Source organism: Nonomuraea sp. K271, from assembly GCF_009908215.1.
Lineage (GTDB): Bacteria > Actinomycetota > Actinomycetes > Streptosporangiales > Streptosporangiaceae > Nonomuraea > Nonomuraea longispora.
Genome location: NZ_JAAAHR010000129.1, coordinates 12803 through 28245, shown reverse-complemented (window position 1 = coordinate 28245; position 15443 = coordinate 12803). Strand labels below are relative to the sequence as shown.

Genomic DNA, 15443 nt, shown 5'->3' with positions numbered 1-15443 from the left:
GGGTGGGCGTCGGGCCGTCGGCATGGGCCGCGCCCGACAGCGGCAGCAGGGCCAGGGCGATCGTGCACACGATCAGGGGGCGAAGTCGCACGCGTCGTCCTCCGAGAGGGGATGATCTCGGAGTTTAGGGCGATTTGCCCGACACGCCCAGGGCTCGCGCCCGCATTCTCACAGAACTTTCAGTGTCCGCCTGCGCCGCCTGCGCCGCCCTGTGTCCGCCTGGGTCCGCCGATCAGTCCCCGTCCACCGCCGGCGTCTCGTGCCTGAGCCAGACCGCGCCGAGCGGCGGCACCCGCAGCGTCGTCGAGTGCGGCAGCCCATGCCACGCTTCGTCGCCCGCCTCCACCATGCCCATGTTGCCCACGCCGCTGCCCCAGTAGTCGTAGGCGTCGGTGTTGACGATCTCCGTCCACCGGCCGCCGTACGGAAGCCCGAGCCGGTAGTTCTCGTGCGGCCCGCCGCTGAAGTTGACCACGCACGCCACCGCCGACCCGTCGGTCCCGTAACGGACGAACGAGAACGTGTTGCCGGAGGCGTCGTCGGCGTCGATCCATCGGAACCCCTCGGGCGTGTGGTCCTGCTGCCACAGCGCGGGGGTCTCCTTGTAGACGCGGTTGAGGTCGCGTACGAGCCGCTGCACGCCCTGGTGGCCGTCGAACTCCAGCACCCACCAGTCGAGCCCGCGCTCCTCCGACCACTCCGAGCCCTGGCCGAACTCGCCCCCCATGAACAGCAGCTGCTTGCCCGGATGGGCCCACATGAACGCCAGCAGCGCCCGCACCTGCGCGAACCGCTGCCACTCGTCGCCGGGCATCTTGCCCAGCAGCGAACCCTTGCCGTGCACGACCTCGTCGTGCGACAGCGGCAGCACGTAGTTCTCCGAGTACGCGTACAGGAGCGAGAACGTCATCTTGTGGTGGTGGTACTGGCGGAAGATCGGCTCGTGGCGCAGGTATTCCAGCGTGTCGTGCATCCAGCCCATGTTCCACTTGAACCCGAAGCCGAGCCCGCCCAGGTGCACCGGGCGCGACACCCCCGGCCAGGCCGTCGACTCCTCGGCCACGGTCGAGATGCCGGGCGCCTCGCGGTAGCACACGGAGTTCATCTCCTTGAGGAACTCCACCGCGTCGAGGTTCTCCCTGCCACCGTAGACGTTCGGCGTCCACTCGCCCTCACGGCGCGAGTAGTCGAGGTAGAGCATCGACGCGACCGCGTCCACCCGCAGCCCGTCGACGTGGAACTCCTTCAGCCAGTAAAGGGCGTTCGCCACGAGGAAGTTCCTGACCTCCCTGCGGCCGAAGTCGAACACGTAGGTGCCCCAGTCGGGGTGCTCGCCCCTCGCCGGGTCGGCGTGCTCGTACAGCGGCGTGCCGTCGAAGCGCGCGAGCGCCCAGTCGTCCATGGGGAAATGGGCAGGCACCCAGTCGAGCAGCACCCCGACGCCGCGCTGGTGCATCAGGTCCACGAACTTGCGGAAGTCGTCAGGCGTGCCGAACCTGGCCGTCGGCGCGTAGTAGGACGTCACCTGGTAACCCCACGAGCCGCCGAACGGGTGCTCGGCCACCGGCAGCAGCTCCACGTGCGTGAAGCCCAGGTCGGACACGTACGCGGAGAGCTGCTCGGCCAGCTCGGCGTACGACAGCCCGGGCCGCCAGGAAGCCAGGTGCACCTCGTAGATGCTCATGGGGCCGTGCTGCGGCTGCCTCTCGCGCCGCTCGGCCATCCACGTGCCGTCCTCCCAGACGTGCTCGGACCTGTCCACCACGGACGCCGTCATCGGCGGCACCTCGGTCCGCCTGGCCATCGGGTCGGCCTTGTCGCGCCACATCCCGTCGGCGCCGAGGATCTGGTACTTGTACCGCTCGCCCACGCCCAGCCCGGGAACGAACAGCTCCCACACCCCCGACCGTCCCAGCGAGCGCATGGGGTAGGCGGTGCCGTCCCAGTGGTTGAAGTCGCCGACGACCCTGATGCCGCGCGCGTTGGGCGCCCAGACGGCGAACGCCGTGCCCTCGACGTCCTCGTGTTCCATCACGCGGGCGCCGAGCACCTCCCAGAGCCGCTCGTGCCGCCCCTCGCCGATGAGGTGCAGGTCGACCTCGCCCAGCGTGGGCCAGTGCCGGTAGGGGTCACGCATCAGGTACGGCTCCGCGCCCGCGTACTTGACGCTCAGGGCGTAACCGGGGACTTTGTCGAGCCCGGGGACGGTGACCTCGAACACGCCGTGGGCCTGGTGCTTCATGACGTGGCTCGTACCGTCGTCGAGCACCACCGTGACCCGCTCGGCCAGAGGCCGCAGCGTGCGGAAGACCACGCCGCCCGTGACGGTGTGCGCTCCCAGCACGGAGTGCGGATCGTGGTGCGCCCCGCCCGCCAGGCGGTCGAGCTCTGTCCTCATCGGCATACTCCCCACCTTGCCCCATGATGACCGTCCATCCCAGGCACTGCCCGCTATCACCGAGACAATCACCGAAAGTGCAAAATCCGGGTCCACCCACGGGCCGATCGGGGATCCTTTTTCCGTTCTTAACCGGGTCTTCGTAGTGTTCCGGGCCAGGGTGGCCGGTTGATCACGTTGGGTGATCTCATGAGGTGACGGTCAGTCACCGGGAAGGGAAGAGCGTGGTGGTCGATCATGTTCTCGGCGGCCGGGTGGTGCATGTCGTCCCGGAGCGGTCGGGGCCGCCGTTATGTCCGCATTGCGGTCCTCCCGCCGGCCGGGCAGCGGAAACCCGCGTACGGCTCAACGACCGTACGCGGGTTTCCGGTCATGACCTCTATACGGGAAGTCCCGGCGGTCAGCGGCCGATGCGGACATACCGCGTGCACACGAAACGCGACCCTCCAACGGGGGAACCCGCGCAGGCCGACCACCTCTGCGGCGGATGGACGGGCCGCGACCGGGTGTTGAGCTTGTTGCCCTTGCCCGGCTGGAGAATGACCTTCTCCCGTGTGATGCCCGCGTAGAGGTCCAGTCTGGCCATCTCTCCTGGCCTCACGTTCAGAGCGTTCGCGTGGACCCTCCCTGTCTGCTTGTTACGCCAGAGTTTGGCGGTGACACCGCCTTTGCTGCTTTGCGCCAGCAGAGCGTACGTCGCAGCGTTCGCGCTGGGCGTCGTAACCGCGAGGAGGACCGCCGTCGTGGCGATGCCCGTGAGCGTTGCTATAAAAGGTTTCACGAAATTCCTCTTCCTGAGTCCCGGGCTCATTCCTTGCTGCTGCCACCGGTTCGTTCTGGACTGCGGACCCAGTGTTCAACCTGTGCGTGGCGAGATGTGAGCATCATGCACCGGAAATCAATTTCCACCGTTGGGCGCATGACCAGCTCATAGTGGTGCAAGATTCTCGTGAAGCCAGGCCGAGCAGTAAAGGACATCGACAGGACATCTGCCGGACGTTTCGCCAGGTCATCGTTTTCAGCCGGCCGCCGGACACCACCTCTCCGGTCTGACCGGGAAGGTTCCACCGCCGCCGATGCGGAGGCTGAGAAGTCGATCCTTGGCGTCATTCGCGGCGCACGGCCCGATGACGCGGTGCTCGGCGAGGAAGACTGGGCAGCAGGGCGCCGCCGGCGCTGTGCGCCAGTGGTTGGTGGACCCCCTGTGCGGCACGCTGAACTACACCGCCGGCAGCATGCTGTCGAACGTTCCCGTCCTCGGGTCGTGTCCACGAGCCTGGCGCTGGCCGGGTCGCTGCCGGCAAGCGCGCCGCGTAGGTCACCGATGGCGGTGACCTGTCCATGAGCGTGCACTTCGCGCGGCCGGCATCGCCTTGTGCCGGGCTGCCGGCTGCGTTGTCACCGGGATCGGCGGTGTTCCGATCGAGGCAGGCCGTGGGCTTGTGGTCGCCGCCGACGACGAGACCCACGGGCTGCTGATGCCGATGATGCGCAGTCGAAACCAGTGCGGTGACCGCTGGGTTTCGCCGGGCTTCCCGATCAGGGCGCTAGCGGGGGCGGAAGGCGGCCAAGGGGATCGGCAGCCATGTGGGCCGGTTGCGGGCCTCGTAGACGACCTCGTACACGGCCTTCGACAACTCGAACGCCCGCAGCAGCACGGCGTCCCCGCGGTTGATCACGCCGCCGCCCTCGGCATATCCGTCGAGGAACGCGGCCCTGTTGCGGTCGGCCCACTCCTGGGCCCGCGGCTCAAGGTCGTCGGCCTCGGAGTGGCCGGCCAGCAGGTGCCTGGCCGCGTAGTCGAACGAGCGCAGCATGCCCGCCACGTCGCGCAGCGGCGACGACAGCGCCCTGCGCTCGGCCAGCGGCTGCCCCGGCTCGCCCTCGAAGTCCAGCACCACCCAGTCCGTCGTGGTGCGCATCACCTGGCCCAGGTGGTAGTCGCCGTGAACCCGCTGCACGGGCACCTCGTTGGTGAGCAGCTCCACCTGGTGGCAGGCGTGTTCGATGCCGGGAACGTGGGGGCGCAACGCGGGCACCTCGGCCACGGCGCGGCCGAGCCGGCGTCTGAAGCCCTCGGCCATGCGCTTGACCTCGTGCGTCTCGATGACGTCCGTGGGGAAGGCGGCGGCCAGCTCGCGGTGCACGCGGGCGGTGGCCGCGCCGAGCCGCAGAGACTCGGCGGCGAAGTCCCCTCCGACCTCGGACGCGGGGATCTCGGGCAGTGAGGCGTACAGGTCGCGCACGCTGGCCAGGGCGAGGTCCCAGCCGTCGTTCGCGGTGGACAGGTACTCCTGCATGAACGCGAGCGTGGTGCCGGTGCCGTCGAGGTCGGTCTCGATCCACCCGTACGGCTGCGCGATGTGCGGCGCGTTCCTGGCGGCGAGCGCGTTGACGATCTCCAGCTCGGGGTTGACTCCGGGGATGAGCCGGCGGAACAACTTGCAGATGTAGGCGTCGCCGTACACCAGTGAGGTGTTGGACTGCTCGGCGCTCAGCACCATGCTGCGCGGCTCGGTGTCGATGGCGGCGCCGGGGACGTGGCGCATGCGCAGCCCGCTGCGGTCCTCGCCGCGGGCCATCCCGTCGAGCAGCCAGTCGGTGCGTTCGGAGTCGTGTACGGCGTCGTAGAGGTGGACGTCGCCGACCGTGCCGATCAGCGCGTGGGCGAGCCGGTCGGGGAGCGAGTGGCGCTCCCCGAGGAGCACCTGGTAGCGGTCGCGCGAGCCCTCCTGCCAGACGGCGACGATCAGATGCCGGAGCCCGGGGGCCAGCTCGACGTCCGAGTCGATCGACAGAGCGTCGATCGGGCGCCCCTTGCCACCGAACCAACGCTGGCGGTCGATCCATGTGGCAAGGAGCTCGTCAAGCACGTCCTACTCCTCCTGGATGACGGCCGGCGGGAGCGTGAACCAGTAGAACCCATGCCCTGGAAGCGTCAAAAGATACGGAAGTTCGCCAATTGCCGGGAAAGGGACCCCGCCCATCGTCTCCACGGGAGAGACGCCGACGAACCTGCGCAGGTCGAGCTCGACCGGCTGCGGGAAGCGCGACAGGTTGTTCACGCACAACATGCGGTCGTCGCCCAGCTCGCGCACGAACGCCAGCACGCTGGGGTTGGAGGAGTTGAGCTCGGCGTAGCCGCCGAGGCCGAAGACCGGGTGCCGCTTGCGGATCTCGATCATGCGCTTGGTCCAGTGCAGCAACGAGCCGGCGTTCTTCTGCTGGGCCTCGACGTTGATGGCCTGGTAGCCGTAGATCGGATCCATGATGACCGGAAGGTAGAGCCGCCCGGGGTCGCAGTCGGAGAAGCCGGCGTTGCGGTCGGGGTCCCACTGCATAGGGGTGCGCACGCCGTCGCGGTCGCCGAGCCAGATGTTGTCGCCCATGCCGATCTCGTCGCCGTAGTAGAGCACCGGGGAGCCCGGCAACGACAGGAGCAGCGCGGTGAACAATTCGATCTGGTTGCGGTCGTTCTCCAGCAGGGGTGCCAGGCGGCGACGAATGCCGACATTTGCCCGCATGCGGGGGTCTTTGGCGTATTCGGTGTACATGTAGTCGCGTTCCTCGTCCGTGACCATTTCGAGCGTGAGCTCGTCATGGTTGCGGAGGAAGATGCCCCATTGGCAATTCTCCGGGATTTTCGGCGTTTGAGCCAAAATTTCGGAGACTGGGTAGCGCGATTCTCTGCGTACGGCCATGAAGATCCGCGGCATCAACGGGAAGTGGAAGGCCATGTGGCATTCGTCCCCGCCGCCCACCGGGTCCCCGAAATACTCCACGACGTCCGACGGCCACTGGTTGGCCTCGGCGAGCAGCACCCGGTCGGGGAAGAGGCGGTCGACCTCCGACCTGATCCGCTTGAGGTACTGGTGGGTCCTCGGCAGGTTCTCGCAGTTGGTGTTCTCCTCCTCGAAGAGGTACGGCACCGCGTCCAGCCGGAACCCGTCGATGCCCAGGTCCAGCCAGAACCGCAACACCTCCAGCATCGCGTCCTGCACGGCCGGGTTCTCGTAGTTGAGGTCGGGCTGGTGGTGGAAGAACCGGTGCCAGTAGTACTGGCCGCGCACGGGGTCGTAGGTCCAGTTGGACGTCTCGGTGTCGATGAAGATGATCCGGGCGTCCTGGTATTTCTCGTCGGTGTCGGACCACACGTAGAAGTCGCCGAACGGGCCCTCGGGGTCGTGCCGCGACGCCTGGAACCAGGGGTGGGCGTCGCTGGTGTGGTTCATGACGAGGTCGGCGATGACGCGCATGCCGCGTTTGTGTGCCTCGTCCACGAGTTTCACGAAGTCACCCAGATCCCCGAACTCGGGAAGGATTTTCATGAAGTCGGCGATGTCGTAGCCGCCGTCACGCAGCGGCGACTCGTAGAGCGGCAGCAGCCACAGGCAGTCGACGCCGAGCCACTGCAGATAGTCGAGGCGGCTGATGAGCCCGCGGACGTCGCCGGTCCCGTCGCCGTTGGAGTCGGCGAAGCCCCTGATGAGGACCTCGTAGAAGACCGCGCGTTTGTACCAGTAGGGATCGCGCGGCTTCTCTTCGTCAAAAGTGTTGGGAATGGGTGTGATGCTCATGAGCCGCCTCGCAGGGTGCTCATGAGGGAGGCGCTGTCACACACGTTGAAGACTCCCCGCTGAATTCAGTTCTACCGTGGCGCGGCTCGTACGGTGAGAATATGGGCAGGCTGGATGTGGGGGTCGAGGCGTACATAGTTGCTCTGTCTCCAGCGGTACGACTCGCCCGACAACTCGTCGTCGACGACGAACTCCGCGTTCCAGTCGAGACCGATGGCGGGCAGGTCGAGATCTACGGTGGCCTCGTGGGTGTGGTGTGGATCCACGTTGATGACCGCCAGTACGACGTCGCCCAGCCCGTGCCTTCGTGTGGCCGTGTCATAGGCGCCGGGTAGCCGTTTCGAGAAGCAAACGATGTCCGGTTGATCGACCCTGTGGAACCGTAGGTTACGCAATTCCTGCAGTGCCGGATGCGCTCTTCGAAACAAATTCAGGTGAGTGATGAAGGGAGCCAGACTACGTCCCTCGCGTTCAGCTGTGACCCAATCGCGAGGTTTGTACTGATATTTTTCGCTATCCAGGTATTCTTCGCTACCCGGGCGTACCGGTACGTTCTCCCCCAGTTCATACCCGGAGTAGACCCCCCAGGCCGGCGACGTCAGCGCGGCCAGCACCGCCCTGATCTTGAACGCCGGCATGCCGCCGTGCTGCAGATATTCGTGCAGGATGTCCGGCGTGTTGACGAACAGGTTCGGCCGCAGATAGTGCGAGGTCTCGTGGGCCAGCTCCGCCAGGTAGCTCTCCACGTCGTACTTCGAGTTCTTCCACGTGTAGTACGTGTACGACTGGTGGAAGCCGGTCTTGGCCAGTGCGCGCATCATGGCGGGCCGGGTGAACGCCTCAGACAGGAAGATCACGTCCGGATCGGTCGTGTGGATGTCGGCCAGCAGCCGCTCCCAGAACACCACCGGCTTCGTGTGCGGGTTGTCCACCCGGAAGATCCGCACGCCGTGGCGCATCCAGTGCAGCAGCACCCGCTTGACCTCGGCGTAGACGCCCTCCGGGTCCTTGTCGAAGTTGATCGGGTAGATGTCCTGATATTTCTTCGGCGGGTTCTCGGCGTACGCGATCGACCCGTCCGCCCTGATCGTGAACCACTCCGGATGTTCCTTCACCCAGGGGTGGTCGGGCGAGCACTGCAGCGCGAAGTCGAGCGCCACCTCCATGCCGAGCTCCTTGGCCCGGCCGACGAACTCGTCGAAGTCCTCCAGCGTGCCCAGATCGGGATGGACGGCGTCGTGGCCGCCGTCCTCCGACCCGATCGCCCACGGCGAGCCCGGATCGTCGGGCTCAGGGCTCAGCGTGTTGTTGCGCCCCTTGCGGAACGTCGTGCCGATCGGATGGACGGGCGGCAGGTAGACCACGTCGAAGCCCATCCCGGCGATCGCGGGCAACCGTTTGGCGGCGGACTGGAAGGTGCCGGACTTGCTGACGCCGAACTCGTCGACGATCGCCCCCTCCGACCGGGGGAAGAACTCGTACCAGGAGCCGTAGAGCGCCCTGCGCCGGTCGACCCTGACCTTGTGCGACCTGGACCTGGTCACCAGCTCGCGGAACGGGTGCGCCTGCAGCAGCGCGGCGGTCTCGGGAAGCTGGGCGATCGACAACCTCGCCCGCGGATCGAGGTTGTCGTCCCGCAGCGTGGCGGCGATCGACAGCAGCGCCGCGCGGTGCCCGCACGCGCTCTCGCCGTTGCCGTTCTGCCTGCGCTGCCCGTTCGCGCCGGCCTGGCCCTCCTGGGCAGGGCGGTCATTCGCGCAGTCGGCCACGCGTACGGCCCTCGCGGCCCGCTCGAACAGCCGGGCGCCCTCCTCGCACATGAGGTCGACGTCCATCCCGCGCGGGATCTTGATCTCGGCGTCGTGCAGCCACGTGCTGATCGGATCGCTCCACGCCTCCACGCGGAACAGCCAGTCGCCCTCGGCCGGCAGGCACACCTCCACGCCCCAGCGGTCGGTGCCCGGCGCCAGCTCGCGCATCTGTCTCAGCCGCCCGCGCTGCCCGTCGGGCGAGGTCAGCACCACACCCGCGGCCACGGCGTCGTGGCCTTCTCTGAAGACGGTCGCCGAGACCTCGAAGGTCTCGCCGGCGACCGCCTTGGCGGGCCACTGCCCGCAGTCGACGACAGGGGAGATGTCCGTGATGGGAATTCGTCCGATCATCGCATTCAAGGGTTTGCGGCGACACACTCGGTGCCGCCGGAGGCTTTCCGTGGATGCACGCGCCGGTGATCCGCTGGAGGCGGCCACCCTGGCAGTAACGATCCTTGCACGTTATTTCTGGACAGCAGTGGATAGACCTCCCGAGTGTGTCTGTGGGAGGGCCAACAAAGAGGAAAGTTGCCCCAATGGTGCCTCTTCATGCTTGTTCCTGGAAGGGGTTTGAACGGTCATCATGAGGGTGAAGGACTGAGAGGTCCCTCCTAGCCCGTAGGGTGCAGAAACGTGAGAGCAATCCGCCGGTTTACCGTCCGCACCGTCCTGCCCGCGGAGCTGGCCGCCCTCGGCGAGCTCGTGCACAATCTCCGCTGGTCATGGCACCCGGAGACCATGGACCTCTTCTCCGAGGTCGACTCCGGCCTCTGGGAGCGGGTCGGGCACGACCCCGTCGCCCTGCTCGGCGCGGTGACCCCCGCCAGGCTGTCCGAGCTGGCCGCCGACCGCCGCTTCCTGCGCCGCCTCGCCGACGCCGCCGACGACCTGCGCGAATACATGATCGCGCCGCGCTGGTACCAGACGCTGCCCGACGCCGCGCGCGCCATCGCGTACTTCTCCCCCGAGTACGGCATCGCCGCGGCCCTGCCCCAATACTCGGGCGGTCTCGGCATCCTCGCCGGAGACCACCTCAAGGCCGCCAGCGACCTCGGCGTGCCGATCCTCGCGGTCGGCCTGCTCTACCGCCACGGCTACTTCACGCAGTCGTTGTCGCCCGAGGGCTGGCAGCAGGAGCACTACCCGTCGCTCGACGCCGGCGGGCTGCCGCTCAGCCTGCTCAAGGACGCCGACGGCACGCCGGTCAAGATCCGCATCGGGCTGCCGGACGACCGCGTGTTGCACGCCCAGGTGTGGGTGGCGCAGGTGGGCCGGGTGCCGTTGCTGCTGCTCGACTCCGACGTGGCCGACAACGACACCGCGGCCCGAGACGTCACCGACCGGCTCTACGGCGGCGGCACCGACCACCGGCTCATGCAGGAGCTGCTGCTGGGCGTGGGCGGCGTGCGGGCCATCAGGGCGTACTGCGGGATCACCGGGCATACCGAGCCCGAGGTGTTCCACACCAACGAAGGCCACGCCGGATTCCTCGGCCTCGAGCGCATCCGCGAGCTGACCGAGGCGCGGCTCTCCTTCGACGAGGCGTGGGAGGCGGTGCGCGCCGGCACGGTGTTCACCACGCACACGCCCGTGCCCGCCGGGATCGACCGGTTCCCCGTCGAGATGATCGAGCGGCACTTCGGCCGCTCGAACGCCTGGCCGACCGTGCCCGTCGACCGCATCCTGGCGCTGGGCGCGGAGTCCGACCCCGGCCGGTTCAACATGGCCGTCATGGGCATGCGGCTCGCCCAGCGCGTCAACGGCGTCTCGCGGCTGCACGGTGAGGTCAGCAGGGAGATGTTCAAGGACCTCTGGCCGGGCTTCGATCTGGACGAGGTGCCGATCGGCTCGATCACGAACGGCGTGCACGCCCCCACCTGGGTGGGTCGCGAGTTCATGGAGCTGGCCGACCGCGAGCTGCCCTCGCTGATCGAACGCGCCCGCGGCTGGGACGACATCCAGAAGATCTCCGACGCCGACATCTGGCAGATCAGGGGAACGCTGCGCGGGCGGCTCGTCGAGGGCGCCCGCGCGCGGCTGCGCCGGTCGTGGCGCGAACGCGGGGCCTCCGACGCCGAGCTGGGCTGGATCGACGAGGCGCTCGACCCGGACGTGTTGACCATCGGGTTCGCCCGGCGCGTCCCCTCCTACAAACGGCTCACGCTCATGCTGCGCGACCCCGAACGGCTCACCGAGCTGTTGCTCGACCCGGACAAGCCGGTCCAGATCGTGATCGCGGGCAAGGCCCATCCGGCCGACGAGGGCGGCAAGAAGCTCATCCAGCAGATCGTCAAGTTCGCCGACCAGCAGAAGGTCCGGCACCGCATCGTCTTCCTGCCCGATTACGACATGGCGCTCGGGCAGCTCATGGTGCAGGGCTGCGACGTCTGGCTGAACAACCCGCTGCGCCCGCTGGAGGCGTCCGGCACGTCCGGCATGAAGTCCGCGCTCAACGGCGGTCTCAACCTGTCGATCCGCGACGGCTGGTGGGACGAGTGGTACGACGGCTCCAACGGCTGGGCGATCCCCACGGCGGACGGCGTGGCCAGCACCGACCGCCGCGACGAGCTGGAGGCCGCCGCGCTCTACGACCTGATCGAGCACGAGGTGTCCGACCGGTTCTACGACCGGCCAGGCGACGGGCTGCCCCGGCGGTGGATGGAGATGGTCAAGCACACGCTGGCCTCGCTCGGGCCGAAGGTGCTCGCCGGGCGCATGCTGCGCGACTACGTCGTCGGCCTGTACAACCCGGCGGCGGTCGCGGCCAGGGCGCTGTCCGCCGACGCGTACGCGCCGGCGAAGGCCTTCGCCGCCTGGCGGCTGCGGGTGGCCAAGGCGTGGCCGGGCGTCAGGGTCGAGCACGCCGAGGCGACCGGCGTGGGCGACACGCCCGAGGTCGGGTCGTCGATCGAGCTGCACGCCACGATCGCGCTCGGCGACCTGGAGCCCGGCGACGTGCGGGTCGAGGCCGTCTACGGCAAGGTGGGGCCGCACGACGAGCTGGTGCGTCCCTCGTACGCGAAGCTGGAGCTGGCGTCGGTGGAGGACGACAAACGGGCGCACTACACCGGGGTCGTCCCGCTCGACCACACGGGCGCCTTCGGCTACACCGTGCGGGTCGTCCCGGACCACCCGCTCGTCGTCACCCCGGCCGAGCTGGGCCTCGTCACCGTGCCCGAGGAGCCCGTCGGCATGACCAACGGAACTCTGCGTTGACCAGCAGCTCGGGATGACGGAACAAGCGGCATAATCGGGACCGTGGACGACAGCGGCAACGGCCTGCGGGCCGACACTCTGGTGGCCACGGTCCGAGGTGTGCTGCCGTCCCTGACGCCTGCCGCCCAGACCGTCGCCCGCCTCATACTCGAAGATCCGGCGACGGTGGCGCGCAGCACCATCACGGAGCTCTCCGCCGCCTCCGGCACCAGCGAGGCGACGATCGTGCGCACGGCGCGGCTGCTCGGGTTCGCGGGATACCCGCAGCTGCGGTTAGCCCTCGCGGCCGCCGCCGCGCAGCCCGACCGGCTGGTGCCCGGCGACCTGGCCCCCGACGACCCGCTCTCGGAGGTCATCCACAAGGTGGCGCGGGCCGAGTCCGAGGCGATCAACGACACGGTGGCGCAGCTGACCTCCGAGCGGCTCGGGCTCGTGGTCGACGCCATCGTCGAGGCGCGGCGGATCGACGCCTACGGCGTCGGCGCGTCAGGACTGGTGGCGGAGGACTTCGCCCAGAAGCTGCTGCGCATCGGGCTGTCCAGCCACGCCTTCCAGGACGCTCACCTGGCGCTGACCAGCGCCGTGCTGCTGAAGTCCGGCGACGTCGCGCTCGGCGTCAGCACCTCGGGGGAGACCCCCGACGTGATCGAGCCGCTTTCCCGGGCCGCCGAGGGCGGGGCCACGACCGTCGCCATCACCAACAACCCCCGCTCCACCATCGCGGAGCTGGCCGAACACGTGCTGATCTCGGCCGGGCGCGAGACGGAGTTCCGTCCCGGCGCCCTGGCCAGCCGGATCAGCCAGCTCCTCGTCGTCGACTGCGTGTTCGTCGGCGTCGCCCAGCGTACGTTCGACTCCTCTCAGGAGGCGCTCGCGAGCACCAGGCGCGCCGTCAACGCGTTCACCCGGAGAACGTCACCCGCACGTCGTCAGCCTTGACGAACATCACGCGGTGGCCGAACTGGATCTGCAGGTACTTCGTCCTGCCCCGCACCACCTTGTGGTCCTCCAGGTCGAAGGTGACCGCCCGGTAGTACTCCGTGGCGGCCGGGCCCGCGAGGGTGTACTTCTCGCCGGCCGAGAACGTGTACTGCAGCGGGGTCACCTCCTGGTAGGGGATGCCCTCCGGATAGGCCTCCGCCTCCGGGTACGCCCGCCCGTAGACCGGGACGGTCGCCCTGCCCGGCTTGGGGGTGACCACCAGGCCCATGGAGGGCACGGCTGTGGGCGCGCTCTTCGGGTTGTGGAACCACGCCTTCTGGCCGAGATACCAGATGGCGGTCCAGTCGCCGTGCCTGCCGGCCACGGCGAAGCGCTGGCCGGTGCTCGCTCTGGCGCTGTGGTCGTACACGCTGTAGAGCGACTCGCCCGTGGGGTGTTTGCCGATGTCCTTGACCAGCGGGGCGTCGTCGCGCGGCTCGGTGCGCAGCCAGACGGTGCCGGCGGGGAGCGGCGGGCAGGCGGCTTCGGGGTTCTGGCGGTCGCAACCGTAGAAGTACGGTTTATTCGTCGCGAAATCCGGCTTTATCATGATCGAGCCGGATTTGGGGCCGCCCAGGCCGTGCAGCGGCGCGCCCATCAGCCGGAAGTAGTGCGCCCAGTCCCAGAACGGGCCCGGGTCCTCGTGCATCTGCCTGACCGTGGTCGGCAGCGTGCCCGGGACGTTGTCGTGGCCGAGGATGTGGGCCCGGTCCATCGGGACGCCGTTCCTGAGCGCCAGGTAGCGGACCAGGCGGGCGGAGGATCGGTACATCGCCTCGGTGTACCAGGTGCCGCCCTCGGCCAGGAAACCCTCGTGCTCGATGCCGATGGACTTGGCGTTGACGTACCAGTTGCCCGCCTGCCAGGCGACGTCCTTGGCCTTGATGTGCTGGGCGATGTGGCCGTCGGTGGAGCGGACGGAGTACTGCCAGCTGGCGCCGTACGTGGGGTCCTGGTTGAGGCGGATGGAGGGCATGAAATATCCCTCCATGTCGTGAATGATGATGTACTCGATCTTCTGGCTGAACGGGCGGTTCGCCAGGTCGTAGTGGCCGTAATCGTCGTTCGGCAACTCCTGGTACGCCGACGGGATCCACTCGCACGAGATCGACACCGGGCACTCCACGCCGTCGGTCCTCTGCTTGCGCAGCCCGAGCCTGTCCAGCCACTTCCCGGCCTTCGCGAGCCCGGGGACGGGGGCCAGCCTGACCCGGTGGCCGTCGTCCGTCGTGCGCTCGGCGCCCTCCTTGATCGTCGCGAAGACCTCGTCGGCGAAGAACCTGGCCGCGCCCGCCTCCTCGGCGCCCGAGTATTTCGCGACGGCGCCGTACCATTCGCCGGGGTCGTCGCTCAGCGGCGCTCCGAGCGCCTTCTGGTGGTCGGCGAGCAGCGCCGCGCCGCCGCGGATGTTGGCAACGGCGTCCGTACGCAGCCGCTCGCGGCTCTCGCCGGTGAGCTCGGCGGCCTTGTCCAGGGTGCGGAGCGAGGCGGGAAGGTCGGCGGGCGCGGGACGCGCGCTCGGGGCGGGCAGGGGCCGGCTCTCGTCGCCGCGGGCGTCCTCCTCGCCCTCGTGGTGGTGGTTGGACCCGGTGAAGGCGGCGGCGTCGGTCAGGTGCATGGGCCCGAACCCGGCGTCGGTGGACGGCTGCCCTGCGTGGGCGTCCCAGCGTGACTCGAGATAGGAGACGCCGAGCAGGACGCTCTCGGGCACCCCGAACTCCTCGGCGGCGGAGGCGAAGGCCGCCTGACGGCCGGCGGGTTCCTGGGCGTGCGCCGCTGTGACGGTGCCTAACGGCAGGGCGGCGACGAGGAAGATCGCCAGTAGTCTGCGCATGAACCACTCCTTGGGCTGGGGGCGCGTGGTGGGGTTCAGCGTCTCAATATTTTCTTTCGCAGGCGAGAGCCTTGCGAAGACATCTTTCATCGCCTGCCCGGTGAGGCCGCCGGCTCAGCTGTCGTTGGTCAGGCTCAGCACGAGCGCCCACTCGTCGGTGAGCAGGATCCAGTCCTCCCACAACGTCGCGTACCACCCGGTGGGCCGATGCGTGACCCGGCCCGCGGCCCGTACGGGCCCCAGTGTGTCCTCGATGATCTCCAGCACCCACTCGACCAGGAACTCCGGCTCCCTGCGGGCTTCACCCTCGAACAACTCGGCGAAGTGCCCCATCCGGCGGGCCGCCTCCCGGACCTCGCTCCTCCACTGCGCCGTGACCGGCTCGACCCCCGTCACCCGCGTCATGTCCCCGTATGCGGAGACGGCTGCGGCCTCCATGTCCCGCCGGGGGACGGGACCGTGCACGTCCATCCAGAACACGAAGGCCGAGCCGCGCAGCGCGTCCAGCCGCTCGGCCGTACACTCGACCTCCGCTACGAGCCGGTCGGCATTCGGTCTCACGGCGGCCCAGCCCTGCCGGCGGGGAGGAGCCCGGTTCGCGCGGCGCCGCTGAGGCCGTCGACGAG

9 protein-coding genes are annotated in these 15443 nt (G+C 68.6%); 2 read left to right on the top strand and 7 right to left on the bottom strand.

Features of this window, described 5'->3' with window-relative positions; all coding sequences use genetic code 11:
• Positions 1-232 precede the first annotated feature (232 nt).
• The 5 genes from glgB to GUY59_RS33500 all read right to left on the bottom strand — a co-directional run bounded on the left by glgB (position 233) and on the right by GUY59_RS33500 (position 9137).
• Positions 233-2398, bottom strand: a complete 2166-nt coding sequence (glgB, locus tag GUY59_RS33520; RefSeq protein ID WP_132341968.1) for a 1,4-alpha-glucan branching protein GlgB — start codon at positions 2396-2398, stop codon at positions 233-235.
• A 400-nt stretch (positions 2399-2798) separates the two neighbouring features.
• Entirely contained in the window at positions 2799-2984 is a 186-nt protein-coding gene (locus GUY59_RS33515) for a hypothetical protein (RefSeq protein WP_138201680.1), read from the bottom strand.
• 961 nt (positions 2985-3945) lie between these two features.
• Positions 3946-5271, bottom strand: coding sequence for a maltokinase N-terminal cap-like domain-containing protein (locus tag GUY59_RS33510; protein ID WP_138201681.1), 1326 nt, complete (start codon positions 5269-5271; stop codon positions 3946-3948).
• 3 nt (positions 5272-5274) lie between these two features.
• The gene (gene treS, locus GUY59_RS33505) at positions 5275-6975 is read right to left on the bottom strand and encodes a maltose alpha-D-glucosyltransferase (protein WP_138201682.1); all 1701 of its coding nucleotides are present in this window, start codon (positions 6973-6975) and stop codon (positions 5275-5277) included.
• A 71-nt stretch (positions 6976-7046) separates the two neighbouring features.
• On the bottom strand, positions 7047-9137 hold the full coding sequence (locus GUY59_RS33500; RefSeq protein WP_138201683.1) for an alpha-1,4-glucan--maltose-1-phosphate maltosyltransferase: 2091 nt from the start codon (positions 9135-9137) through the stop codon (positions 7047-7049).
• Between the two features lie 282 nt (positions 9138-9419).
• Between GUY59_RS33500 and glgP the strand changes: the two genes are divergently transcribed.
• Positions 9420-12002, top strand: coding sequence for an alpha-glucan family phosphorylase (gene glgP / locus GUY59_RS33495; RefSeq protein WP_138201684.1), 2583 nt, complete (start codon positions 9420-9422; stop codon positions 12000-12002).
• 42 nt (positions 12003-12044) lie between these two features.
• Positions 12045-12941 carry a MurR/RpiR family transcriptional regulator gene (locus tag GUY59_RS33490; protein ID WP_138201685.1) on the top strand — a complete coding sequence of 299 codons (897 nt, stop codon included), beginning with the start codon at positions 12045-12047 and terminating at the stop codon, positions 12939-12941.
• Here GUY59_RS33490 and GUY59_RS33485 read toward each other — a convergent pair.
• Both GUY59_RS33485 and GUY59_RS33480 read right to left on the bottom strand, forming a co-directional pair.
• Complete coding sequence (locus GUY59_RS33485) at positions 12904-14817, bottom strand: N-acetylmuramoyl-L-alanine amidase (protein ID WP_138201686.1); 1914 nt, start codon at positions 14815-14817, stop codon at positions 12904-12906. The two genes, GUY59_RS33490 and GUY59_RS33485, sit on opposite strands and share 38 nt — an antisense overlap.
• Before the next feature lie 114 nt (positions 14818-14931).
• A complete protein-coding gene (locus GUY59_RS33480; protein WP_138201687.1) occupies positions 14932-15378 on the bottom strand; it encodes a hypothetical protein in 447 nt (148 codons plus the stop codon).
• Positions 15379-15443 lie beyond the last annotated feature (65 nt).

Coding starts and splice junctions, on each gene's coding strand:
- glgB (WP_132341968.1), bottom strand. CDS start 2,398: ATGAGGACAGAGCTCGACCGCCTGGCGGGCGGGGCGCACCACGATCCG.
- GUY59_RS33515 (WP_138201680.1), bottom strand. CDS start 2,984: ATGGCCAGACTGGACCTCTACGCGGGCATCACACGGGAGAAGGTCATT.
- treS (WP_138201682.1), bottom strand. CDS start 6,975: ATGAGCATCACACCCATTCCCAACACTTTTGACGAAGAGAAGCCGCGC.
- GUY59_RS33500 (WP_138201683.1), bottom strand. CDS start 9,137: ATGATCGGACGAATTCCCATCACGGACATCTCCCCTGTCGTCGACTGC.
- GUY59_RS33485 (WP_138201686.1), bottom strand. CDS start 14,817: ATGCGCAGACTACTGGCGATCTTCCTCGTCGCCGCCCTGCCGTTAGGC.